At 42.2% G+C, this 25,263-nt stretch carries 27 protein-coding genes; 15 read left to right on the forward strand and 12 right to left on the reverse strand.

What is annotated here, in order from left to right; genetic code table 11:
- The first annotated feature begins 251 nt into the window (after positions 1-251).
- Entirely contained in the window at positions 252-2,195 is a 1,944-nt protein-coding gene (locus AC5FX4_RS20470) for a LodA/GoxA family CTQ-dependent oxidase (RefSeq protein WP_493608265.1), read from the forward strand.
- A 4-nt stretch (positions 2,196-2,199) separates the two neighbouring features.
- On the forward strand, positions 2,200-3,297 hold the full coding sequence (locus AC5FX4_RS20475) for an NAD(P)/FAD-dependent oxidoreductase (protein WP_493608266.1): 1,098 nt from the start codon (positions 2,200-2,202) through the stop codon (positions 3,295-3,297).
- A gap of 85 nt (positions 3,298-3,382) precedes the next feature.
- Here the strand turns inward: AC5FX4_RS20475 and AC5FX4_RS20480 are convergent, their stop codons facing one another.
- From AC5FX4_RS20480 to AC5FX4_RS20495, 4 genes are all read right to left on the reverse strand, one after another.
- A complete protein-coding gene (locus AC5FX4_RS20480; RefSeq protein ID WP_493608267.1) occupies positions 3,383-3,604 on the reverse strand; it encodes a hypothetical protein in 222 nt (73 codons plus the stop codon).
- Positions 3,589-3,942: a hypothetical protein gene (locus tag AC5FX4_RS20485; protein WP_493608268.1), complete on the reverse strand. Its 354-nt coding sequence runs from the start codon at positions 3,940-3,942 to the stop codon at positions 3,589-3,591. Before AC5FX4_RS20485 ends, AC5FX4_RS20480 begins: the two co-directional genes overlap by 16 nt.
- Positions 3,943-3,981: 39 nt before the next feature.
- A complete protein-coding gene (locus AC5FX4_RS20490) occupies positions 3,982-4,281 on the reverse strand; it encodes a hypothetical protein (RefSeq protein ID WP_493608269.1) in 300 nt (99 codons plus the stop codon).
- A gap of 69 nt (positions 4,282-4,350) precedes the next feature.
- Positions 4,351-5,031, reverse strand: coding sequence for an outer membrane beta-barrel protein (locus AC5FX4_RS20495; protein WP_493608270.1), 681 nt, complete (start codon positions 5,029-5,031; stop codon positions 4,351-4,353).
- A 371-nt stretch (positions 5,032-5,402) separates the two neighbouring features.
- Between AC5FX4_RS20495 and AC5FX4_RS20500 the strand changes: the two genes are divergently transcribed.
- The 11 genes from AC5FX4_RS20500 (at position 5,403) to AC5FX4_RS20550 (ending at position 18,237) form a co-directional block, all read left to right on the forward strand.
- A complete protein-coding gene (locus AC5FX4_RS20500; RefSeq protein WP_493608271.1) occupies positions 5,403-5,558 on the forward strand; it encodes a hypothetical protein in 156 nt (51 codons plus the stop codon).
- A gap of 148 nt (positions 5,559-5,706) precedes the next feature.
- Positions 5,707-6,627 (forward strand): GGDEF domain-containing protein, encoded by a 921-nt coding sequence (locus AC5FX4_RS20505; RefSeq protein WP_493608272.1) that lies wholly within the window; start codon positions 5,707-5,709, stop codon positions 6,625-6,627.
- 203 nt (positions 6,628-6,830) lie between these two features.
- Positions 6,831-8,972: a DUF6351 family protein gene (locus tag AC5FX4_RS20510; protein WP_493608273.1), complete on the forward strand. Its 2,142-nt coding sequence runs from the start codon at positions 6,831-6,833 to the stop codon at positions 8,970-8,972.
- A 61-nt stretch (positions 8,973-9,033) separates the two neighbouring features.
- A complete protein-coding gene (locus AC5FX4_RS20515; protein ID WP_493608274.1) occupies positions 9,034-9,372 on the forward strand; it encodes a gamma-glutamylcyclotransferase family protein in 339 nt (112 codons plus the stop codon).
- Entirely contained in the window at positions 9,369-9,641 is a 273-nt protein-coding gene (locus tag AC5FX4_RS20520; protein ID WP_493608275.1) for a hypothetical protein, read from the forward strand. The genes AC5FX4_RS20515 and AC5FX4_RS20520 overlap by 4 nt, the downstream gene beginning before the upstream one ends.
- A 120-nt stretch (positions 9,642-9,761) precedes the next feature.
- Positions 9,762-10,538, forward strand: coding sequence for a hypothetical protein (locus AC5FX4_RS20525; protein WP_493608276.1), 777 nt, complete (start codon positions 9,762-9,764; stop codon positions 10,536-10,538).
- A gap of 250 nt (positions 10,539-10,788) precedes the next feature.
- A complete protein-coding gene (locus tag AC5FX4_RS20530; protein ID WP_493608277.1) occupies positions 10,789-14,652 on the forward strand; it encodes a TOMM system kinase/cyclase fusion protein in 3,864 nt (1,287 codons plus the stop codon).
- Positions 14,646-16,154: a hypothetical protein gene (locus AC5FX4_RS20535; protein ID WP_493608278.1), complete on the forward strand. Its 1,509-nt coding sequence runs from the start codon at positions 14,646-14,648 to the stop codon at positions 16,152-16,154. Before AC5FX4_RS20530 ends, AC5FX4_RS20535 begins: the two co-directional genes overlap by 7 nt.
- Positions 16,154-16,423: a hypothetical protein gene (locus AC5FX4_RS20540; RefSeq protein ID WP_493608279.1), complete on the forward strand. Its 270-nt coding sequence runs from the start codon at positions 16,154-16,156 to the stop codon at positions 16,421-16,423. Before AC5FX4_RS20535 ends, AC5FX4_RS20540 begins: the two co-directional genes overlap by 1 nt.
- Positions 16,424-16,435: 12 nt before the next feature.
- Complete coding sequence (locus tag AC5FX4_RS20545) at positions 16,436-17,389, forward strand: hypothetical protein (protein ID WP_493608280.1); 954 nt, start codon at positions 16,436-16,438, stop codon at positions 17,387-17,389.
- A 254-nt stretch (positions 17,390-17,643) separates the two neighbouring features.
- The gene (locus tag AC5FX4_RS20550; RefSeq protein WP_493608281.1) at positions 17,644-18,237 is read left to right on the forward strand and encodes a hypothetical protein; all 594 of its coding nucleotides are present in this window, start codon (positions 17,644-17,646) and stop codon (positions 18,235-18,237) included.
- Between the two features lie 197 nt (positions 18,238-18,434).
- Here the strand turns inward: AC5FX4_RS20550 and AC5FX4_RS20555 are convergent, their stop codons facing one another.
- The 8 genes from AC5FX4_RS20555 to AC5FX4_RS20590 form a co-directional block, all read right to left on the reverse strand.
- Complete coding sequence (locus AC5FX4_RS20555; RefSeq protein ID WP_493608282.1) at positions 18,435-18,632, reverse strand: helix-turn-helix transcriptional regulator; 198 nt, start codon at positions 18,630-18,632, stop codon at positions 18,435-18,437.
- Entirely contained in the window at positions 18,622-19,023 is a 402-nt protein-coding gene (locus AC5FX4_RS20560; RefSeq protein WP_493608283.1) for a hypothetical protein, read from the reverse strand. The genes AC5FX4_RS20555 and AC5FX4_RS20560 overlap by 11 nt, the downstream gene beginning before the upstream one ends.
- Before the next feature lie 538 nt (positions 19,024-19,561).
- Positions 19,562-20,764: an IS256 family transposase gene (locus AC5FX4_RS20565; protein ID WP_493604693.1), complete on the reverse strand. Its 1,203-nt coding sequence runs from the start codon at positions 20,762-20,764 to the stop codon at positions 19,562-19,564.
- Between the two features lie 148 nt (positions 20,765-20,912).
- Positions 20,913-21,371 (reverse strand): hypothetical protein, encoded by a 459-nt coding sequence (locus AC5FX4_RS20570; RefSeq protein ID WP_493608284.1) that lies wholly within the window; start codon positions 21,369-21,371, stop codon positions 20,913-20,915.
- 320 nt (positions 21,372-21,691) lie between these two features.
- Positions 21,692-21,898 (reverse strand): EF-hand domain-containing protein, encoded by a 207-nt coding sequence (locus AC5FX4_RS20575; protein WP_493608285.1) that lies wholly within the window; start codon positions 21,896-21,898, stop codon positions 21,692-21,694.
- 86 nt (positions 21,899-21,984) lie between these two features.
- Positions 21,985-22,191: an EF-hand domain-containing protein gene (locus AC5FX4_RS20580; protein WP_493608286.1), complete on the reverse strand. Its 207-nt coding sequence runs from the start codon at positions 22,189-22,191 to the stop codon at positions 21,985-21,987.
- Positions 22,192-22,275: 84 nt separating this feature from the next.
- Complete coding sequence (locus AC5FX4_RS20585; protein WP_493608287.1) at positions 22,276-22,500, reverse strand: EF-hand domain-containing protein; 225 nt, start codon at positions 22,498-22,500, stop codon at positions 22,276-22,278.
- Positions 22,501-23,338: 838 nt separating this feature from the next.
- The gene (locus tag AC5FX4_RS20590; protein WP_493608288.1) at positions 23,339-24,238 is read right to left on the reverse strand and encodes a LysR family transcriptional regulator; all 900 of its coding nucleotides are present in this window, start codon (positions 24,236-24,238) and stop codon (positions 23,339-23,341) included.
- A 99-nt stretch (positions 24,239-24,337) separates the two neighbouring features.
- Between AC5FX4_RS20590 and AC5FX4_RS20595 the strand changes: the two genes are divergently transcribed.
- Positions 24,338-24,802 (forward strand): DMT family transporter, encoded by a 465-nt coding sequence (locus tag AC5FX4_RS20595; protein WP_493608289.1) that lies wholly within the window; start codon positions 24,338-24,340, stop codon positions 24,800-24,802.
- Complete coding sequence (locus AC5FX4_RS20600; RefSeq protein ID WP_493608290.1) at positions 24,803-25,216, forward strand: DMT family transporter; 414 nt, start codon at positions 24,803-24,805, stop codon at positions 25,214-25,216.
- Positions 25,217-25,263: the final 47 nt, after the last annotated feature.

Genomic DNA, 25,263 nt, shown 5'->3' on the forward strand with positions numbered 1-25,263 from the left:
CGACATATAGGTCAAGTACGCACTTTTACTCGCAATCCCACCTTGAACAAAAGCAGCCTCCCCGCTAACAACTCCCCCATTCCCCCCAAAAAAAATGTAACCCCGCGCAATTGGCGATTTTTAAGATAGTGCATACACTTATCCGTCGAGCAGTGTTGCTCACCCCATCCAATTTTGTGTTTTTGCCATGCATGTACAGCGAGCATTGATGTTGGCAGATAAACGCAAATTTAAGTCAAGGAACCTATGTGATGACTCAAACAGTTTCAGATACAACCATTGTAAGTGCCGCGATATACCCGCCTATTGGTGTGATGCGTGTGGGTAATAGTGAACAAGCGTATTTTATTGGCCCTGAAGTGAATAACCCACCAGCGCAAGGCGAAGATTTTTATCGCGATAGCACTGGTGCATTAAAACGCCAAGCGGCACGATTTCGTGTTTACGGGTTAAATAGCCAAGGCCAAGTGGTGCAAGAGCTAACGGCCGACAACGCCACCATTACTTGGCAAGCAAGGTTGGCAAACCAAAAAGCCTCTTGGTACGAGTTTCAGCTAGCGCTGGATATTCCTGAAGCGGCAAAAGCGGATCCTTCATATCTGCGTAACAAAAAAACACCAGACAGAAGTACGCTATTGATTGACGGTGGTGAGCACCAGCTAAGCGGTACAAATCTAGATGGCGACAACACTAAGTTTGTTGGCCAGTTTGAAGGCAAAAGCGTGTACTTAGGTGAAATGCGCACGGATGATAAAGGGCGCTTAATGATGTTAGGCGGGCACGGTAAGTCTGAAAACTTAAAAGGTGAGCCTGCGGTGACCTTTGGTAACAACGAAGGTTGGTACGATGATACTTCCGATGGCCCTATTAACGCAGAGGTGGTGTTTAACGATCAAGCACTGCCTGTAAAACCCGCTTGGGTGATCTGCGCGCCACCTGATTATGCGCCACAGCAAAAGTCGGTACGTACCATGTGGGATTTAATGCGTGATGTGGCGGTGACTGCGGGCATGCTACCAAAGCCGTGTAAGCCGTCGTTTACTCATGATATTTTGCCAATATTCCAACGCATGACCGACTTGCAATGGGTTAACGCCGGATTTGCAGCAGGGTTTGGTTGGAAAAGCCCATATGATTTTACCAGCGAACAATGGCTTAACAAGCTTTCTGATCCATCCCCAATTTGGCAAGAAAGACGCCGTACGCTGTATCACAACTTTAGACGTTTAGACACCGAGTTTTCAGTTGATGGTGACCCAAACAATGTGACAGCTTGGAACCCACAACCTAGCGCATTATCGGCTCAACAATGGCCTTGGCTCTATGGTGATGCCATGAGCGTAAATGCCAACCACTCACCACGACAGTTTGTATCACTCACTCGCCTGCAACTAAATGCCTTAGCGCAGTGGGTTGAAGGTGACTTTATTGCCGACTACAGCCCAACTTACACACCCCCAGCCAGCATTGACGATGTGCCAGTAAGCGAGCAACCTGATATGCTCACCCGTGCCGCAATGGAATTTTGTTTGGCAGATGCCTTTCATCCGGGTTGTGAAATGACATGGCCAATGCGCACGGCGGGTATGTACAGCGAAGCCTATCGCTTACATCATGCTGAAAATACCGCGCCAACCCATGGCATCAATTATGGGCCAGTGATGACGCCCGAAATTACCCGCCAACCAGACGGCCCCTTATTAAGTGGTCAAGTTGCCGGTGGCATTACCCGTTGGATGGCGATTCCATGGCAAACCGACACCGCAAGTTGTCGTGATGGTTATAACTCAGCCTACGACCCTTATTTACCCACATTTTGGCCTGCACGTGTGCCAAATAACATGCTCAATCAAGCTAACTACAACATCGTCATTGACGAAAGTAATACGCCTGAGCAGCGCCAAACCGCCTTTAATGAACGTGAGTTTTGGTTAGACGATTTGCCCATTGGACCGTCAACCGACTATGAAGCGCAAATTAATTCCATGGTGACGGGGTTTGGTCAACTGGCCGTTGTGCTGAAACAAACTAAGCCGGGAGTAACGGGTTTCCCAACCACCATGCAAGTAGGTATGACACCAGTCAGCAATGCCGACAATGCGCCACTCAAACTGCAAAAACGTACGCAGCTTGATGACATGCAAAGTCGCACAGACCTAAGCAGAACAGACAAAGCCAACCGCTACGAGGACTAAAACCATGCACGCCGAGCAAACGCAAGTGGTTGTGATCGGAGCCGGCATTGGGGGCTGTATTGCAGCCCTTGCACTGGCAAAGCACTACCATGTCACCTTGATTGACATTCATGCAAAGCCACCAGAAAAGGTGGGCGAATGCTTACCCCCTGCCGCTCGGCGTATTTTAAAACTCCTTAACATTGAACATCTATTGGATGAAGGACCACACATTTCAAGCCAAGGCATGCTCTCTTACTGGGGCAGTGCACAACCTACTGTGATGGATAACTTACGCAACCCTGACGGATCAGGGTGGCATTTAGACAGACAGCATTTTGAACAACAACTGCGAGAGCAAGCACGATCACAAGGTGTGCAATGCCTGTGGCCCGCGACGCTCACAGCATGTGACTTTCACGACCAAAAATGGCACTTAGAACTGGAACACGCGCAACATAAACGGTTAAGTGCCGATATGGTTATTGATGCCAGCGGCCGACATTGTGTGTTTGCCCGCAAGCAAAAAGTAAAAAGAAAGCAACTCGACAAGCTGATGTCTATTTGGCTGACTGGGCAATTTAAACTATCAAAAAACATGGCCATTATTAGTAGTACGAGCAGTAGCACAGAGCAAAGTAGTAAAGATAATGGCTGGTGGTACAGCGCGCCCATCCCTTGCAAAAGCAAGCCAAGTGAGCAAGGCAGGCAAGCACGGGTTATATCGTGGCAACTCGACCCTGAACACATACCAAAGCACGACAGCCAAGATACACAGTGGTTTTTAAATCAAGCCAAACAAATCAACGGCTTTGCGACTTTGATAGACCAATTGATCCCACACAGTGAGCAATTACACGGTATCATTGCCGCCAATACCTCAAGGTTAGAGCGCTTTTACGGCCCACAATGGTTCGCCATTGGCGATGCCGCCATGAGCTTCGACCCACTCTCGTCACAAGGCATGTTTAACGCCATGGCCAGCGCCATGCAACTGTGCGACTTACTGATTCAAAACGGCTTAACAAATGCTCAAACCGCCACGCAATACCAACAGCAAATGGAAAACGTGTGGGCACAATATTTAACACACAAGGAGCTGTACTATGCACAGGTGGGTTAGATAGATGTAGGGTATTTTTTGAATTTAAAAAATGCCAACAAACAGTAAATGCAGAGGTACAACTATCTGTTTTCTAAACATGTACCTAATCATCTTCATCAAACCAACGCCAAGGTAAAAATATTCCGATTACAATAATGATTAACCCGAAAAAACCTTTAAAGTTTGTTAGCTTGTATTGTCCTGTATTACCTTGCAAAAATAAGTAACCGCCTAAAAAAACAGCAAACATCAATAAAAACAGCCTAAATTTAAGCCCCCTTTTAAAATATTTTCTTAACTTAATAAAACTTATTTTACGCTGCATATCACTTTGCCAAAAACACTCGCTTTTATCCGTTCACACGATTGGATGCCTTGTTCGATTTTAACGGCATCTCCACAATGCGTATCTTGAATAATAGGTTGGCCATTGTTTGGCTCTACCCGCATTTTTTTATTACCGCATAGTTCCGCTGCCTTTTTATACCAATGTTCAAGTAATGCTTCACCTTTATCCGTTTCGCCTGTAACCGTTATTATATATGCGTTATTGCGCCCAGAAACCTCAAATTGAACCGCACCAGCTGAAAAACAGACAATGCTGGTTAGGCAGAAAATTAAGCCTATAAACTGCGCTTTCAAAGCGCGACATAATGGTGACATAACATGCTCAAAATATTTGACTCAAGCCAAGCAAGTAGCTTACCCAGCTCGATGATTATCAATATCGTAACCACAGCGATAGCAGGTTGCAGCAGGAAAGCGATATTTATAAAAGCCCAATATAACTTGGTTTTTTAGACACTTGGGGCATGTGTAACCAATTGCTTTGAACAGAGCACAAAAGCCTAGCAACATAGATCCGATGTAAAATGGATTGGCATAAAAGTTAGCAACTGTCACATCCTGATATTGGTAACCAATAATACAAACAACAAGTAAAACTAAATACACTTTGAATTGAACACTGCGCTTCACTTTCAACTTTCTCTTAATCAACATATAGCCAATAGATGCTTAGTATTTGTACTGGGTCTGATACTAGCAAGTACTGGCTGTAAATTTAAAAACTCAGAACGCCCAACCTACAATTACAGACAAATCATGTACGTTGTGTTTGTAAGTTGAACCCACGGTATACTGATATTCTTTTGATTCTTTGATTAAAAGCAGTGAGTACTCAAAACCTACATGCCAGTTGTCAGTGACTTTATACTCGAGCCCCAAAGCTGCATAACCATCATAGCCACGGGCTCCATCATCGCGATTTGATTCTGATATATCTGTAATTTTCGCAGGAGTCGCACTGTTGTATTTCCACTGTGCGATACCAAAGCGTCCAGTGGCAGACAGACTAGGCAACAATGCCATTTTACCTTTGACGCCAAGCCTGATTGATTGTAATTCTACGCTGGAATTGAAATGGTAAATCCGAACAGGCTGATCAGAGAAATGGGCTGAAGGAGTACCAGGAATCCAGTTAGAGACTGAAATAGTATGCTCAAATGTTGAATCTTTAGACTGATGCTTAGCCAATTCAATACTTATATTGTCTGTCAGTTCCCACCCTACTCTCAAACCGTAAGAGTATGCATTAAATGAAGTGTTGTGATCTTGTACCAAGTCGTCATTATCAATTATTTTAAGTCTATTGTGAGATTGGCCCATCAGTAGTTCAGTGACAATATTGGTTTGGGCGTGTGTAAAAACAGAGAAGGGTAATAGGATCACCGCTAGTATAAAATTTTTCATTGTTCCCTTATTTTTGGATAGCAAATACAAAGTGAAGTACTCAGGAGGTTATTTACAGCCAATAAATCGTTGTAAGTACTAATACAGAGGACTGTAACATGTACCCATTTTCCCATTGCTTCCTCGCATTGTAAACAACCCTGTTAGAAAGCTTACAAGCCAACCAAAACTATTGTGTTCGGTGGCGTGTGCCAGGATGAAACCGCACTTACCAGCGTATCGCAAAAAGTGAATGTGCAAAGCATGAGTAAAATTAGTGAAGGGAATGTTGTGGTAACGTTTGGTGGTATGCTGCGTAACAGCGGTAACGACACTCCATCCAGTTGTTACTTCTAGATGAAAACGGTGCGCAAATTTCACAAAGCGACACTTTGTCACATCAAAATGCTCAGTGGCAAGCCGTATCAAGCCAGTTAACGTTGCCTGCGAACACCGCTTTTATTGAATTTACCTTAACAGGTAAGCGCAATCATGGTGCAGATAACGACAGCTACTTTGATGAACTATTTTTGAAATTATCTGAATAATAAGTATTAAGGTACGATGCTTAGCATCGTACCTACTCCATGCAAAATATACATTTTGACCACATAATCGCGTCATCTCACAGGTAATTTTTCAGTTTTAGTATATGTTTAAAAATATTCATTGATTGCAGTATGAGTAAAGAATGTAATGATCGACGCGAAGCATTTATCAGCTGTACTTGCAGCGCTACCGGATCCCGCTTTTCTTATATCCCGCAGCGGAAAATACATCGACATATTCGGTGGCAAAGACACCCGATACTATCATGATGGGAGCGGCTTAATAGGTCTTAATATCGCAGATGTTGTAAAACCCGAAAAAGCCAATTGGTTTCTAAGTACCATTTCTCACGCCCTCGAAACTAAAGCCCTACTCATAAAAGAATATGAATTGAGCAATAAAGACGTAAAAAGCTTACCTGACGAAGGTCCTTCACAGCCCATCTGGTTTGAAGCACGAGTACAAGCGCTCGATTTTAAAATTGACGGCGAAGATGTGGTACTTTGGGTTGCCAGTAATATTTCAGAGCGCCATCAATTAGAATTAAAACTGATGGAGCAAAGTGATACCGATCAGCTTACAGGCTTGTACAACCGCAGAAGGTTGGAGCGCGAACTCAACAATCAATTTAGTGCCTTTAAACGCCATCACGTTGATGTGTCGTTGTTTATGTTTGATCTTGACCACCTCAAAGCGATCAATGACAGTGCAGGCCATCAAACGGGCGACCAAGCAATTATCACTGTGGCTCAGTTATGCAGAAGCGCGTTGCGACAAACGGATATCCCCTGTCGTTTTGGTGGCGACGAGTTTATTGTGGTTTTGCCCCACATTACCATTGAACAAGCCAAACATACTGCAGAGCGATTAAGGGCAGAAGCGCAAACCGCACTGGCATTGCTGAACCTCACATCACTTGATGTAACGTTAGGTGTGAGTGTTGGCGTAACGGCAATCAACAAGGCCGACCGCCATTACGAGCAGGTGTTACAGCGCGCCGACAATGCACTTTACAAAGCCAAAAGAGCGGGACGTAATCAAGTGGTGGTTGATGAGCTGCGACACTAAAACTGGCAACTTATTCACCACAAAAGTAAACAAACCATCACAGATGTTGCTTTGCTTTTCTCTTCACTGGCAGTTTTGAGTGAGCCCAGCTATTAAATTTTTCCTTACCTCATTAGCTTACCGGCATTTCACAAAGTAATAACAACGCCCTTATTTTTGCTGCCCTAAACTTAAAGTAACAGGTGTAATGTGGTAGGTGATGTATGAAAAAGTACCTTGTATTGTTTGTTGCTTGTTTTATAGCATTTACTCTTGCTATATCAATTGCTTGGCCACTGCTCTTTCCTGATGAATATCAGCACAGGCAAGTTAAAGCGATTGCTCCTGCAACGCCCAATACATTACTCGACTTTCATCCCCACATTTCACAAGTTGAACGTCCTGACGAAACCTACCCTTTCCCAGTTCCAATGGGAGAAATAGGGCCTGCAACCAACTTATATTCAGGCCCAAATCAATACCCATTTTTTTGCATGACACTCGACTCGGGCCTAGGTCAGCCTGAAGTAGATAACCAACAAGGTTTGGGTGTGCCCGTTACTGACGAGCAAGGTAACGTGATTGGATACTCAAAAGATTGTGGCGTAAAAACGCAGCTCGAGTACTACACCATTACCGACTTAGATCGCCCAGAACCACTCACAAGGCAACAGGCTTTAACCCACGAGGGCCCATTATTTAGGGTAGAAAGAGGCACCATTAACCGTTTTATCTACACCTTGATCATGCCTATTCTCCCTTCAGAAATCGACGACCGACTGGCGCAATCACAATGGAATAAGCGCCTGATTTATCAATTTAATGGGGGGTCAGGTATTGGTTATCGCCAAGGTAGACAAACCGCTTGGAAGGTGATGAAACGTCAAGCACAACAACTGCTTGATGGCTACGCGGTGATCAGTTCAAGTGGCAACAAAACTAGTTACACCTATAACATGCTTTTGGCGGAAGATACGGCTCGACGCGTCAAAAAGCAGTTTACCAGTTTATATGGCGACCCGCTTTACACCGTCGGTATTGGTGGCTCTGGTGGCGGTTTGGCACAGTATTTAATTGCACAAAACAGCACAGGAATACTGGATGGCTTGATCCCGCTTTATAGCTATCCAGATATGATCACCCAAACCACGTACGCATTGGATTGTGACTTACTCAATAATTACTTCACGTTTAGAGCCGACAACAAAAAAGCGTGGCGAGACTGGGAGCGCCGCAGGCTCATAGAGGGTATGAATGCCATTAACGACTTCCCACAGCGAGCTGGTTTTTTACAGCCAATTAATCAGCTCATGGCCGGGTTTGTGCCTTCATTTCCCAAAGGAAATAGTGAATGTATAAATGGTTATTTTGGCTTATCTGCGTTTATCAATAACCCGCGACAAGGCTTTTTACGTAGCTTTTTTGCCGAGTCCGTCGTTGAACAAACCAATTGGAGTTATTGGCAAGACATGCAGCACATTTTTGGAAAGGATGAGCTGGGCTTTGGTAGAAGTACGTGGGACAACGTAGGGGTTCAATATGGCTTGCATGCACTGTTAAACGACCAGATCTCGTTTGACGAGTTTTTAGACATTAACTCGCATATTGGCGCATGGAAAGACCAAAGCGACATGCACCAAGAACATATTGTAACACCCATCGGCACTCAGCTCCCTCTTTGGCTCTCTTTGTGGGGCAGCGACAACATCACAGAAACCGAACAAATGGCAGCACCTCGACATCAAGGCGATTTAAAAGCCATGGAAGCGGCGTATCGCTCAGGCCAAGTATTCATTGGTAAAGTCAATTTGCCTATCATTGATGCGCGTCACTACCTCGAAAATGAGCTGGATATGCACCATATGTCGGCGTCGTTTTATAGTCGTTTACGCATAGAAAAAGCCAATGGACACAGTCAAAATCATATTATTTGGGTTGCGCATAAAGATCACGACCCAACAGCACAGGCCTTTGCCATGATGGATAAATGGCTGCTCAACATCAAAGAGCATACACCTCAGGGCATTTTAGCAGCTAAACCCAGTGAGTTATTAGACACCTGTTTCAACGAAGATGGCAGCGTTTATGCGATGGGTCCAAGCGTATTCAATGGCCAATGGAATCGCCATAAAGACGGTGCATGCCAATCCCGTTTTCCTATGTATAGCACCAGCCGCATAGAAGCTGGGGCACCTTGGGCTGGCGACTTATTTAAATGCGCCTTAATGGACATTGAAACCGCAGTACAAAGAGGGCTTTATGGTGACAAGATATCAACAGAGCATATTAATGATTTAAAACGCATATTCCCAAGCGGAGTATGCGATTACAGCAAACCCGATGTGGGCCGCCCAGAAAACATTTAATGATTTGAATATATAACTGTTTTTTGGTAGTTTGCCCACTCACTAATTAGTTGGCAATATTATGGAAGCGCTTTTTTCGTACGGTACCTTGCAACAAACCCAAGTGCAGTTAGACACTTTTGGGCGTAAATTAGAAGGTGAAAAAGACACGCTAGTCGGATATATATTGGGCGAAGTGACTATCACAGATCCAAAAGTTATCGCCAGTAGTGGTAAAGATATACACCCTATTCTATTGCATACAGGTGTTGCCAGTGATCGTGTTGACGGAACGGTGTTTTTCTTGACTGATGATGAACTAACACAAGCCGATAACTACGAAGTAGATGACTATGTGCGTGTTCAAGCCCATTTAGCTTCTGGTAAAACGTGTTGGATTTACGCAGCAAGCAAACAATGACTAAAACAGAAAAACGAATCGAAAAACAGCTGATCACGCAGCTTACACATGCCTGCGAAGAGTTAAAAACTCAGCTGCCGCAACTCAAATTCCTCAGTCATAAAGCCTCTATCAAAAAACTGGCTTCAACGTTGACCGTGCAACTTTTTTGCACACAAGAAAGTTTAAATCAAGAACAACTCAACCTAGCGCTATATACGCTGAATAAGTATTTAAGCGAAATAAACTGTTTAATAAAACCCAACCAAATAACTCTATCTGTTGATTAAAAAAACACCTTGTTAACACCTGTGCAAAATTGTTTTTAATTGTTATATCACCTACTAATCCTTGATCGGTACGCGTAAAATTCGTCCATCTTTTTTATATATCTAAAGGACGCATGTCGCATGCAACAATTTAAATTAGGAGCAGTAACACTGTGCTGTATGCTCGCCAGTGCTTGTTCATCAGAAACAACAAATTCTGATGCGGTTAAAACAGAAGCCATTTGGTCAGATATTTATGTGACGTCAGACGGCAATGACAGTCGTGTTATCGCGGAATTAAACGTAAGTGGTCGTAACGGTAACAACCTCAATCTAGTATCGGGCGATAAACTAACAGTCACGGCGACTGACACCGATTCAAGCAATATGATCAAAGATATGGAGAAGGACGTCGACTTTTTTGATATCGACTACCGTGCGACTTTTCCATACTACCAGGTTGACACCCTGTATGAAATCAAGCTCTACCGCGCAAAAGACAACGTAACACTTACAAGTACGGTTACATTACCTGAGCCAATCATGACGTTGGCACCGCAAAAAGAGCAAACATTCTCAGTGGATGAAATTGTTGAAGTGAACTGGGCCAAAGCGCTGAAAATTTCAGGCAATCAATCACTAAATATTCAACTATTGAGTTCTTGTAAACTGGGTGACAAAGAGATAACCAGTGCCTACACGTACAGTGACATTGCAGATGACGGGCAAAAGTCAGTCGACTTTGAAGTCATTGGATTGTTCAAAAATGAAGAACTGAATAGCAATTACAACTGTACCGTTAAGTTTGAATTTGAGCGTAAACGCTACGGCACCGTAGATGGTCGTTATGCATCGGGTAGCCGTGCATACGCAAAAACCAACAGCACAATCGAAAACATTCATATCAAACTGAAGTAATCTTCTCTCCCCCACGGCAAGTATTTTTAACTTGCCGTCCCCAAATTTAATAAAAAAATAATTTAAGTTCCCTAAAGTGTACCCGATAAGGTAGGCTATAATCTGGCGTTGATGTTAATATCAATGTTAATGGCAAGCGCACGGAAGAGCGAAATTGCTTGTCTTTAAAAATAAAAAATAAAATTGAAATGTAACTAGGAAGTTATTAAAAGGAACTGGTTACAAGAATAACGATTGGAACAATCTGGCTATGTCGCTCACTCAGTTTTCAGATGAATTTATCACTAAAAGCTTTAACTCTGAACACTATGAACTCATTCACAAAATAGGTGAAGGTGGGTTTGGTAAAGTTTTTAAAGCAAAGCACAAAAACACTAACCAATTGGTTGCTATTAAGTTTTTGGCATTAGAACCCCATTGCGAAGAACAAAAAAAACAACGCTATATTGAACGCTTTAAGCGTGAAACTGAACTTAGCAGCCAGTTACAACACCCGCATATTGTGCGCTTGCTCGATAGAGGCCAAGTTAACGACGATATTCTGTATGGCGTATTTGAATTTGTTGAAGGTGTTACCCTGCGTGAACATCTCACTACGGAACATGCGCTAGACTCAGTAACAGCTACTGATGTGATGCTGCAAGTGCTTGATGCGCTCATTCATGCCCATAGCAAAGGCATCATTCACCGCGATATCAAACCTGCAAACATCATGCTCACCAAAATGGGCGCTAAAACCTACGCCAAGATTTTAGACTTTGGTATTGGCACACTGGCTCAAGATACCCGCGCGGTAGACTATCAAACACTCACGCTCACCCAAGAAACTTTAGGTACGCCATCGTACAGTGCGCCGGAGCAATTGCGCGGTGAACCTGCGTCTGCGAAATCTGATTTATATGTTTGGGGTTTGGTGTATCTAGAGTGTTTAACCGGCCTACCTGCGGTAACGGGTAATAGTATTGCCTCGATTTATCATAAACAATTGAGTGACGTACATATTCCAATTCCAAGTGCGTTACTTGGCCACCCAATTGCCGAATTATTACGCCGAGTGCTGCATAAAAATGCCACCGAGCGCGTGGTGACGGGTGCAGAAGTTTATTCGGAACTCGCTAACATCAACGTCTCTAATTTAGTGGGTGTACTGGCCGACGCCAGCGCCAAACATGGTTTTGATGACACCACAGTCATGATCCGTGATGATGATCCAAACCATCGCGCCATTGTTGAATACACTGCGCTCACTGAGCGAAAGCAACTGACCGTTTTAGCGGTTAGGTTTAGTGTAAAAGCACTCAATAACAACGACAAAGACTACGATGTTATCGACGCAGTTTATAAGTCACAGCGCAACCACCTCATTGATATTGCCACCCGTTATGGTGCGTACCACGTGGGTAACTTAGCCGATACCTGTTTATTTTATTTCGGCTACCCTATCGCCAGTGACAACGACACACGCTTGTGCGCGCGTACAGCGCTTGAAATGGTGGGAGAATTAGCCAAACGCAATGCATTAATGCAAGAAGCGCACAATGTTGCAATTAATGCACATGTAGGCATGCACACGGGCGTGTTTATCACCTATGCCAATTCAGTGCCTGAGGGGCATAATGCCAATATTGCTATTGCCCTATCTCGTGAAGCGGGCGAAAAACAAATTTTATGTACCTTTGAGTCTCGCTCAATTTTAGATGCCTATTCAGAATTCAATACCTACGGGCAAGTGCAGTTAGGGCCGATTTTCGAACCTGTTACTATTTTTAACTTATTGGGTGAGCGCCGTGTTGAAGCATTTGGCTTTATGCGGGGCACTCGAAATCATCATGAACTCATTGGCCGACATACCGAGCTTGAGCAAACACTTTCCATTATTAACGAACAGAATGAGCAAACCCGTATTGCCCATATTCATGGTGAAGCCGGTATTGGTAAATCACGACTACTGCAAGAAATAAGAGCCAATGCACCGCAATATCAGCACTTAGTGGCACAATGTTTGCCTGAGCACCAAAACAACGCGCTCTACCCCATTTTAACGCTGATCCGTTATTTGTATAACACACCCAGTTTAGATGTTGACTCAGCTTCAGCGCTTTTCAGCAAATTACTAGAAAAGCAAAATGCACAGCTTAACATCGACCAAGCACTGCCAATTTTGCTTGTTTGGTTAAACATAGAGCTAGGTGACAAGCTACAACCGTCAGCACTTGCGCCCGATGCACAAAAAGAGCTGTTATTTGAAAGCTTAAGTGCCTTACTGTTAACTGACCAGCATAGCCTAAGCGATCACAAACTCTATATTGTGGAAGATATTCACTGGGCAGATAGCTCAACACTTGAGTTTTTGCATCATTTTGCGCACAAACTCACACAAGGAAACGTATTACTAAGCACCTCACGTCAAAAGGTGCCAAGCCAACTGCACGACTTAACGCTGCTTGAAATCAACCTGCAAAAGCTCACCGAGCAAGCCACCGAAGACTTTATAGTAAAGCTGTTCGATGGCCACAACGTTTCTCGTAACGTACTTGATGTTTTAGTTAGCCGCACAGACGGTATACCGCTGTTTATTGAAGAGCTTGTTGGCATGCTAAAACAAAAAGGGCTTGTTGCTGACAGCGCTAACATTATCGACTTTGTAAACCCAGACAAACTCGACCAAGTACCAACCAGCCTACGCGAGTCACTGCAACAAAAACTCGACAGCCTACAATACGCCAAAGAAACCGCCCAACTCGCCGCCACCATCGGCCGCGAATTTGAATACGACCTACTCGTTGCCGCATCACCTTTAAGTGAAAACCAAGTTCAAAACGACCTAAAAGAATTGATGGACAACGACCTAATCATCCACCAAAGACGCGTTGATAACGACAGTTACATCTTTAAACACGCGCTGGTGAGAGATGCAGCGTATGAGAGTATGGATGCGGAAAAGATACATGACTATGCATCAAAGATATATGATCACCTAATCACCCTAAACGATTCAAATGAAGACTTAACTCGAACAATTCGGCTCGCTCAGTTTGCTGAATTAGCTGACAAACTGAAAAACGCGGTTGAGTTATTTTCTCAAGCAGGAAATTTAAGCTTTAAATTGCCACATGGAAAGCTGCAAGCGCACAACTTGTATAATAAAGCACTATCTATCGTGAAGCTTGATAATAATAAAAATGACATGGTGTGGGATAAATTCAATATTTATAACCAGATTGGATTATGTGAAATACTATTAAAGGGGTGGAATGACCCTGCAACGGCTCAATATTTCAATGAGTGCCTTCACTTAGTCAATACAATAGATGACCTTGAATTAGCGATGAGGATGTCTAAAAATGCTTTCATGTACCATTACGCTAGAGCTGAATTAAAACTAGCAGGGCAATATTCTAACCAAATTAATACGTTAAATGTCAACGATGACCCAATCTATCAGCTCATTTACTTAGAGTGTCAAGCACAAATTAAATTCATCTCAGGAGAATATGAAGCGGTAATCAATATTGCAGCAATGGCTGATGAAATAGAGCACAAAAATGGAGCCTTAGACACGCAAAAATTTGGCCATGACTCTGTTTTAGTATGTCGCTCATTTGCTAGTTTCGCGCTCTGCCTTAGTGGAAATATTCCACAAGCTTATGACTTTATGAATAATGTGCTAAAAGAATCTGAAATGCGATCCACGCCTGATGTAATATCGAGTTTTCACGGCCAGTTAGGGCTTTTAAGCTTATTTTGCTTTGTATCTTCGGGTAACGAAAAGCATCTCGAACAGTGTCTTACACACAGTGAACTAGGAGCTAGTTTATCGGCTCGTTATGGCTTCAAATTTTACGAATTATTCAACTTACTGAATCTAGCGTGCGCTGAGGCATTTAAATCCCCTTCTGTGCAAGGGGTGGAAGTTATAGAAAGTCGGCTTGAAGCAATGTTAGGCCTACCAATTCATGCGCCGTTCTACCTATACACCAGCCTTCGAATCTGTAACCTAATCGGTTGTGAAAAGAAATTAAATATTATAAATCAAAAATTTAACGAATCACTGCACGCTAGTGATGTAAAATATATCAACACCTTCTTACGGGAAAATCAGCCATCATGCTAAGGACTTCGCTTTTTGTAACTGCATCACTCATATCAAATTTAACGTTCGCTCAAGACACAGCTCAGATTTACGACGTAATTTGTCCAACAGATGATGTTATTACCCACGCATTGCCAAATCAAAGGAACTTTAAATTTTGTAGTTTTATTGATGCTAATTACCCTGAACGCCAAACTGACATTGACAAGCTTTATCACTCTTTCGCATGGGATGCCTTTGAAGCATTACTCAAAGAAAACAATTTTCCAGACAATGCAAATTGGGAAGAACAAGAAACATACGTCCCCCAAAAATGTACTAACTATTCTGCTAATAGTTTTTCGGACTTTTTGGAACCAACTTGGCATCAACAAGCTAGCGTTGATGCCAATATAGCGCTTCCCAAGCCACATAACCCTTTATGGGATCAAGCTGGAAATCAAGTTGTACTAACTGCTTACCTTAACGACATAGCCACAAGCAATTATTCTTTCGACAAGAACAAGAATGCGCTTAAATCTGCTACAGATCAATTTGAACTCTATACAAAGAGTAATAGAACACTCTATATAAAAAATTGGCAAACTGATAAGTCAAATGGCCCTTTATCCATTAAGCTAGCTTGGAAACTGCTAACACCATCAGATAAAGAGCAACAGTACTTTGTTTGGAATAATCCTAAAAATAGTAAAAAATATGGACTGGTTGCGTTTCATTTGGCAGCTAAGTTAGCATCTGCCAACAATTACTGGGTTTGGACCACATTTAGTCATATCAATAATCTTGACGGTGAAAATCCATCCTTTACGAACCCTGACTGCTCAGCAGACCAGTGCCCAGTCAATATGTGTCCTCAAATAGTAGATGGAAAAAGAAAAACTCAGCTTGCTCGCGTCACTCCCATTGCAAAGCCAATTATTGAATACAATCAAAAACGCCAAGATAATGCCGCTAAGGCCAAAAGTGTTAGCCAATATTATCAATTAGTCGGCGTTCAACGTCCACTTAATGCGTATGGATTTGCAGCAAACAAATCTAATGAAGTAGTTCCCTTCTCAGATAAAAAGTTCAGCCAGTCCGTTGCTAAGCCTAGAGGAAAAATTCTAGCGAATGAAATAATTGAATGGGATCGCCAAGCCGATAGTAGCTGTATGAGTTGTCATTCCAAAGCTGTAATTTGGGCAAACATTAGTACATCAAATAACAAAAATTGTGACAGTGTTGCTGATGCAAACATTGAGCGCATCGGAGACAGTCAGCAAGCAGAAATTTTTAATTTAGTTAAAAGAAACAAGTGTTCTTACGCTAATAGTTACCAACTAGGCCCAGATAAAAAATCACAATGTTTACAAAAATCTTCTGGCGATGATAATTGCCCCGATATTTTATTTTTAGATAGAGGCTGGTATGGGCAAGATTCTCAATTTACTAAAGACTCTCTGACTGGACATACACCAGCATCAGATTTTATATGGTCGTTATACGACGCAAAATTACAAACCAAGCAAAAAGGAAACAAATAATGAGCAGCCAAGAAATCAAAAAGCAAGAAATGGAAGAGAAATACTCGTACTTAGCATCTCTTTATGAAATGTATGTTAATGGTGGCATAGATAAAATGACTGAGGTCGGGCTAAACAAATATATTGAAGACTACTGTCCGTTCATGCCTGAAGAGCTTCAGAGCATGTTGCAAGATATGCCTATTGGTGGCGAGTTTGATAAAGCACAACTTACTGAACTGTTGAAAGCTGCAGAAGTTCAACTTTTAGATAACCCGATTACTTGGTAAGGTAGAAAATTGATGCGGTTGCTTAATAAAACACAATTAGAAAACCTAGGTAGTCTTTTTGCAAACTCAGTAGCTGCATCATTTTCTAAGGTGCAAAACATCGCGGGAACTTTCAATAGTACCTTCTACTTTGAATCCCGTATATTTGGCAATGATCAAATAGACTTTTTGGCAAGAGTGGATCGTCTAGATGCTTTAAAATTAAAAGAGTTTTTAATTTCAAATGGGCTGCAATCCAGCCATTTTTGGCTAATAGACATTATCGACTCTTGGACACAACCAGCACATCCTTTTAGAAACAAATTAGACAGTATCTGGCTAGAATGGGATAACATTGCCCCTATGGATCAGAGTAGGTTTGGTGTCAGTTTCACATTCCACCCTAAAATACGTAATCAGCCTAAGACTATCAAACAATGGCTATTGGCTAATATACCCAATGCCCTGCTCCAATTAGAATATTTAGATTTGTACACTTGTGAAGATCTCCCTGCCGAACTCATCCATTTTACACTAATGTTACAACGAGAAGATGTAGAAAATAAATTTTATACACATGTTAAGCTTAATCAACTAGAACTATTTTACGAGTTTATTCAATGGAGTCCGTTGGCTCTGATAAATGAAAAAGGTCAAACCTTAACTACACTCTTAGGCACCAACGCATTATTCTTCGATATCGATTTAAGAGATGTGGGAAGAAAACTGCCACACAGAACAAGCGTTAATTTCATTATGTCAGAAGATATGATGCATCACCTCAGTCATTCAATGCAATTGCCAAATAATTTTGTTGAAACATACAATCTATGGAAGTGTCAGAACGAAATTCAGACCAGCAACACACAGCTAAGCCTAGCTCAAACAAGATGGCTCGAGTTAAAGTGGGTATTTAAACTTGGAAAATTATCTGAGCTAAAAGCATACTTTGGTTTTCATAAAGCAAAAAGGAAACTATTCGTATAGCTTACAAGATTTAATACGAGAGACTCGATTATATTTCATCTAGAAATAAACATCTCTTGTGACTTTCAAATATATTGGCTCAAATTTAAGGCTTACCCACTTTGCAATTAAATTTTATTGTAAATAAACAAACCATTCACATATGCCTTTTTATGACCAACAAGGTTTATATATCTAGTATTTACTGTAGAATTGCGCTAATTAATCATCATTTGTAGCGGTCTACTGTTGAGGTCGCATAAAAAGGAAGTCACATGAACAAATTATTTTCAGTGGTTGCATTAGGTACCGCGCTTTTCTCAGCTTCAAGCTTCGCGGATATCGGCATCACAGCTTATGCAGGGCAAACTTATAGCCAAAAACTCACTACCAGCAAGGGTCAAAAACACGAGCTAGCCGATGATATCAACTTCGCGGTGAGTATCGATAAGCATATTGATGGCGCGAAGTACGGTATTTACTACAGTTACTTTGAAAGCGAGTTAGAGAACAGCCCACAACACAAAGTAGATTCAGAGCTATTGTTATTTCAAAGTGCGGTTTACCGCCCCATCACAGATAACCTTTACACCTATGTGGGTGCACAACTGGGTGCTAACCGCATTACCACAAACTTTGTGGATGAAGATACGTTTTTTGCAACGGGCTTGTTCGCAGGTCTTGATTACCAGTTGGGTGCAGGTTTTAGCGTTGGCACTGAGTTAAGATGGGTGGCAACCATCGTAAAAAACAAATCAGCGGTGAGCTGTGACAATGACCCTGGAACGGTAGACACCTGTGGCTGGCATTTCGACAACGATTCATTGAGCCAGTTTCAAGCAGGCGCAAATATCACTTACCGCTTCTAATTGGTTCATTCAATAAGGCTTTGTTGATGCAAAGCCTTTTTCGTCGCTTCGTGACTAAGCAACCTGTATTTCGATTCTGTTGGAAGGCGCCTACGGCTTTTCCAACCTACTGCAGGCTTTCGTCATGCATTGCTTGTAGGTTTGATAAGCGAAGCGCCATCTGACTAGGTATGCAGTTTGTTCACGAACATACTGCTTTACTTTGCCTCAGGGAAAAACACATCCTCAATGTTTAAGTTAAACGCATTAGCAATATCAAACGCTAACTGTAATGAAGGGTCATGCTTTTCTCTTTCTATTGCGTTTACAGCTTGTCGCGATACCCCAAGCTTGTCAGCCAAAACTTGCTGCGACCACCCCTGTTCAGCTCTAAGTACTTTTATTTTATTTTTCATTGTCTTTACGCAGTAATATTTCAAGTACAAGGCCATGTGCACCAAACGCAACAGGCAAGATCAACGCAATGTTAAACGTGGGCAATTCAAACTTCATCGCAAGCATTCCATATGTGAAAGTTGCAAAGCATAATACGCCTAGCACCCACAAAAATGCTTCACCTGTGAGCGATTTTAAATATTCATCAAGCGCTTTGTACCTTGTTAGAAAGATTTTAAAACTCCAAAGCAAGGGAATAACAGGCAATAGTGTCACCACAACCTGCAACCAAGTTGCCATCCTAAAGAACTCAAATGCAGCAACTTGCACACCAATACATAGTAAAAAAGCGAGCATACTGATCATAAAATATTTAGTGAATTTATTTTCCCGTTGAGAATGTAACGTCATACCTTAACCCCATTTTTGTTGAACTAAAAAGCAAGCAATGACAAAAGGTCATTACAATATGTAATGTTTACCTTACTTTTAGAGTACATCTTATGTCAAGCTTACCTGACAAAATAATACAAGCACAAAAGCTTTGAGGTTGAGCAATGTACAATTCTTCTGGTTTTTATCGCATTAAGTCAGGTGAGTAATTACAGCTTTTCTCTAATACCAATTAGCTTAACTAAGTGATCTATTTTGAGAGAATAAGTGTGATTGCAAATTAGGAATAACCTCTTGTAATCCCCTGTAAGCGCTAAGCCCAAACACGTGAACTACACTGTTAATTCAGAGTTTTAAAGGATAGATACCATGGCAACGCAAACTTCAGTAAATGGGCAAATTACCGACTTAGTTACGCAAACAAACACCAAAGTACTGGGCAGTTCGCATTTTTATACTCGCAGCAAAGTCAATTTGGCGGTTCATCAAGCTCTAGCAACTGCGATACCCACGGCGGTAAAGAGGGCGTTCAGAATTCTGTGTCAGCTAATTTTGGCTAGATATCTAAGACATCATCCAAGCGCCCATCAAAGTGAATCGCCAGTTGAGACAATGTCATATTCCAGTTCTGAATTGGCATTGTCCATTTCTTAGAAGCATTCAATATCCCAGCATACAGTAGCTTAAGCAAGCTGTTTTCGTTTGGGAAGCCGCCTTTAGTCTTGGTCAGCTTACGGAACTGGCGATGTACAGCCTCGATAGCGTTCGTGGTATAGATGGCCTTGCGAACGTACTCTGGATACTTAAAATAAACGGACAGGTTTGCCCATTTGTTTCGCCAAGAACGGAGCACTATCGGGTAATGTTGCCCCCATTTGGACTCTAAACGCTCAAGTTCTATCTCTGCTGCTTCTTTGCTCACAGCGCGGTAAACTGGTTTTAGATCAGCCATGAACTCCTTTTGATGCTTGGAAGCGACGTACTTCATAGAGTTGCGGATCTGGTGAATAACGCATTGCTGAACTTCTGTATTTGGGTAAATGGTTGCAATAGCTTCAGGGAAGCCTGTCAGCCCATCCACGCAGGCGATCAGGATATCTTCAACGCCACGGTTATGCAGATCCGTTAGTACAGATAGCCAGTAGTTCGCGCCTTCTGACTCAGATAGGTACAGGCCAAGCAGCTCCTTCTTACCTTCGACGTTTAAGCCTAAGATCGTGTACACTGCTTTGCTGACATAGCGGCCATCTTCCTTAATTTTGTAGTGGATAGCATCAAGCCAGACGAACGGATAGAGCGCATCTAATGGTCGTTGCTGCCATTCTTTCAATTCGGGTATCAAACAGTCGGTAACGCCTGTGATGGTAGCCTCAGAAACGTCAATGCCATACATATCTTCAACATGGCCGCGGATATCACGATAGCTCATGCCAAGCGAAAACATGGATAAGATCTTGCGGTCGATCTCATCAGTTAACTTAGTCTGGTTTTTCTTAACTAGCTTTGGCTCAAATGAGCCTGCACGGTCACGCGGGGTATCCAGTTCGAAAGTGCCCACTGAAGACTTAACGGTTTTCTTACTAGAACCATTTTTACGGTTAGGCTGCTCGTCATCTACAAGGTGCTGTTCCAGCTCTGCTTTTAAGGCAGCTTCGGTGATCTGTTTGATAAGAGGGGTTAAGAAGCCATCTTTGCCTGTCAGATCTTGCCCTGACTGAAGGGCTTTAATGGCTTGTTCTAAATCGAAGTCTTTGGTCATGTGTCATTCCTGTTTTCTTAATGATACTGAAATGACACAGATTTCTAAACACTACCGCGGTAAATGGCCAAATCACTGATTTAACAAAACGTCGACGAGCAAAACGCTAATATCTAAACTCCATACAATAAAGAAGACGAGCACCTAATCAGGCGCTCGCATTAAAGCCATATTGATAAACTTCAAGCTTGCGGATCAAAGTATTGTAATTGTTAATAACATCGCCTGTTGCTTGACCTTGAGACTTCACATCAGCTAAACCCTCTGTCATTTTTCCAATTACATCGAAACGTTCACTGTTAGCTTGAGCAAGTGTCGTACTACCAAACTGTCCATCATGTTTTATTAAACCATAACGGCCAGTCATAAAGGCCATTTCACCCATTGTAAGATAACCTTGATCATACAAAGCCTGAGCGGCATTTGATTGTTCTTGCAACGTCATATTCGAAAAATCAAACTCTCTGCCGGCGGCATGCATTGGTGCTTTGGCAATTTCCAGCCCCTGAACCTTGCCGCTGTCATTATTAATTCCAGAGTGAGCTTTGCTAACACCCTGATTAGTTTGATAAACCTGATTATAATTACTGATCCCTTGAGTATTCATGTTTAGTCCTTAAACTGGTTGCAGTGTTAAAAGTCATTAGATCAGCAATTAGCATTCCAATTTGAGTCACTATTTTCACGCCAATTGCATGTTTTATGGGAAGATCAAACAACCAGTACGCGTTTAGGAGAACCTGACTTTCCTTAGGAAAAAAAAGACCGATGATTAGACACTGCCCTCTTCCTAATTTGCCTCTTAGTTTAGTTTTTGAGTTGAGCCTATTTCGTCATTTACAACTTGTTTGTGGAGTAAAGAAAGCACAAAAAAGCCCAGAGCAACCTGGGCTTGTGGGCTGTAATAACATTCTTGTGGGGTAGGGGTTACTTGTTAAACTCTTCCGGTGATAGCTCACCGTCTTTGTTCGTATCAAGCTGATCAAATTCGGCTAGCAATCTTTCGGAAGCTGTCGCTTCACTTTTGCTGATCATGCCGTCTTGGTTGCTATCGAAGTCACTAAATTGGCCAGCCATCGCAGACGTGCTAGCAAGTAATACAAGTGATGTCAGTGTTACGTGTAGTGTTTTCATGGCTCATTCTCCAACTATTTAAAATATGTGTACACTAAAGTGTGGTCGTTTTTTCTCTTTATTTGCGTCCAAAGACTCAGTACGGATTACTTATTAAACTCTTCTGGTGACAACTCACCGTCTTTGTTTGCATCAAGCTCATCAAATACGGCTAGCAAGCTTTCAGAGGCTGCTGCTTCACTTTTGCTGATCATGCCGTCTTGGTTGCTATCAAAGTCACTAAATTGGCCAGCCATCGCAGACGTGCTAGCAAGTAATACAAGTGATGTTAGTGTTACGTTTAATGTTTTCATGGCTCATTCTCCAACTATGTAAAATATGTGAACTCTATGTGTGACAATGTCACCATCAAATTTGAGTTATTGGTGATGTGCTAATTACTTAGCCTTAAATTCTGCAAATTCTTCGACGCTTAAAGCACCGTCGCCGTTTGTATCTAGGTCTTTAAATTGTGACATTAATTTTGGTAGTGCCTTCGATTCACTTAAGCTGATCACGCCGTCACCATCGGCATCTAACATCGAAAATGAGCTGGACGCTTGTGCTACTACTGGTGCTGAAGAAATAGTTAGCATTGATACTGTAATTAATACATTTTTCATCGTGCGATTCCTTTTGTTAATCGCCGCTAGTGCCTACTCACTAACGACTTTGGCTCGTTGTAAAACAGCACTTTAAGTTTCAAAGCAATGATGTGCTGTGGTCTTACTATTCCAACTTTGATGCCAAGACTAATAACATATTAAAAATCAGATAGTTACAATTTATGTATCGCTTTAGTTCAGGAAGGATTAAGTGGCCTTGTCGCTAAATAGCAACAAGAAACCAAGCACAATCAAAAGTGGCTTATAAATCATATAGATAGCCTGTTGCAATTTAGCAACGCAATAAGTTGGCAGGAATAAGCTGTATGTATCAACGGGTCAAAATTAGCGCCCAATATCACGCATCATTACGGTTAATCCATCCAGTGCGCGTTTTTCCTCACCCTTTGAGACAAAAACCTCACTTGACGTTGGTTGTGGCATTTTTATCTATCGTGATAATGTCACTGTGGCATACCCAAAACCTGACCAAAAACCAACATAAAACATGGTGTTTTACCTAAAAATCAGTTGGTTAAATTTTATTTCGAAGTAACTAAAAACGCATATTGTATCGCTTGGAAAAAGCGCATGGTACTACAAGCGATAGGAGGATATAGGGTTGTGAAAAAGTGGCGAGCAAAACAGAGTTAAAACAAAAAATCATATTTTTATTTTAAAAAATCAGTCAATCTCCTTTAGTTGTTGCTAAATGGCAACAACTCGTCGATATAACCTCACAAACACCGTTCAAAAAGATCAACAAAACCATTGTAAGTGCGCTACTTACCACTGTGCTTGAGAAAAACGCAATATGCGCCATTGTGCAGTGCCTTGATTAAATAACAGGTGTTACTCACCACTGTGCGCCTAATGGGCCCAATCGTTCGGTCAAAAATGCTAAAAACACGCGCAACTTGGCTGGAACAAATACCCGCTGTGGGTAGAGAGCATAAATACCGTGTAACGGTAATTTATATTGCGTCAATATAGGAACTAGCAAACCGGCTTGTAACTCGCGGCTAACAATAAACAGCGGCATTTGACCTATGCCCACACCATCGAGCATAAGTTGTTTGAGTACTTCGCTGTTGTTTACCTGAATATTACCCTCTGGTTTAACCCTTTCAAGGCCATCGGGGCCGTCGAAGGACCACTCAATGCCAGCTCTAAAATAGGAGTAGTATAAACAATTGTGGTTTTTTAGCTCGCTCAAAGCCAGAGGCTCGGAATGCTTCTTTAAGTACTCAGGAGATGCACATAGCACACTTGTGCAATCAGAGAGTTTACGCGCGACGAGGTTTGAGTCAGGCAATTCACCAATACGTACAACCATATCTAACCCTTCTTCCACCAAATCAACAACGCGGTCATCCATAGACACACTGAGCTTAATTTGCGGATACGAGCGTAAAAACTCACTCAATAATGGCGCTATATGTAAGCGTCCAAAAACCATGGGGACGCTGATTTTTAAATGCCCTTGTGGGGTGCCCTGCAAGCTAGTTAAAGCGTCTTCCCCCTCTTTTATCAGTGCGTTAGCCTCGCTCACGTAATTGTAATATTGCTCACCAGCTTCGGTGAGCGAAAGCTTACGCGTGGTGCGATGAATAAGTTTAGCCCCAAGCTGCGCTTCTAAGCTGCTGATGCGTTTACTCACGGCCGACTTCGTCATACCAAGCTGTTGGCTCGCACGTGAAAAGCTACCAGACTCAACAACACTAATAAAAATAGGAATATGTGAAAAGCTGTCCAATGAATGTTTACTTGAAGGAAACTAAGTTTTCTTAATATAGCTAATTATCAACTTTCAAGAAACCTATTATGCTCCACGCAAACAATTTAGGGAGCAAACATGACAATCTTAAAATCAGCACTGCCATTGGCATTTACAGGCGGTATCACACTCGCAATCATGATTAAGCTGAATAGCCAAGTAGCACTATTCACCTCAGCTTTACTAACTTCATGGCTGGCACACGCAGTTGGCACGGTTATTTGTGCTTTAATCCTCGTTATTGTTTTTTGCTGGTCGAATGCTAATTTTGCAGCACAAACAAGCGCGAGCGCCCCTCTTTGGGCCTACTTGGGCGGCATACCCGGGGCGTTTACCGTTTTGCTGGCTGCAATCACGGTGAATAGTCAACTGGGTTTATCGGGGTCCATCGCTTTAATCATGGTAGGACAAATTACTTTTGGACTCATATGTGATGCGTTTGGGCTACTGGGGTTTGCAAAAAGAACGTTTCGCATAAAAAATGCAATCACCTTGCTTCTTATCTGCGCGGGGAGTTTATTGATCACTTTGGGGGCAAGCTAAATGGTCCCTATGTTTTTACTCGCATTACTCAATGGCTGCTGTATTAGCTTATGTCGCGTATTAAACGGCAAGCTCAGCATGCATTCCAATGTACTCTATGCGTCTTTTTGGAATCATTTAAACGGCTTTATTTTATTGAGTGTTTTAGTTGCTTGGCTAGAGCCATTACCTGTTAGCAGCTTGCTCGACACACCAACTGCTTTTTGGTTCGGCGGCGTATTTGGTGTACTTTTTGTCATGCTCAATAGTTATGTGATACCCAAGCTTGGGGCAACCGCTACAACACTTTTAGTGATCTCTGGACAGCTATCAACCAGCTTAGTAATTGATACCTTTATTAACGAGATTCATCCCATCCAAATATGGGGCGTTTTGCTCATTTTTCTTGGTGTTTGGTGTGCAAATAAAAAATAACAATCAAAAAAGCCCAGAACGAGCTGGGCTTTGGACGAGATATGACT

Source organism: Pseudoalteromonas sp. ATL1, from assembly GCF_058933015.1.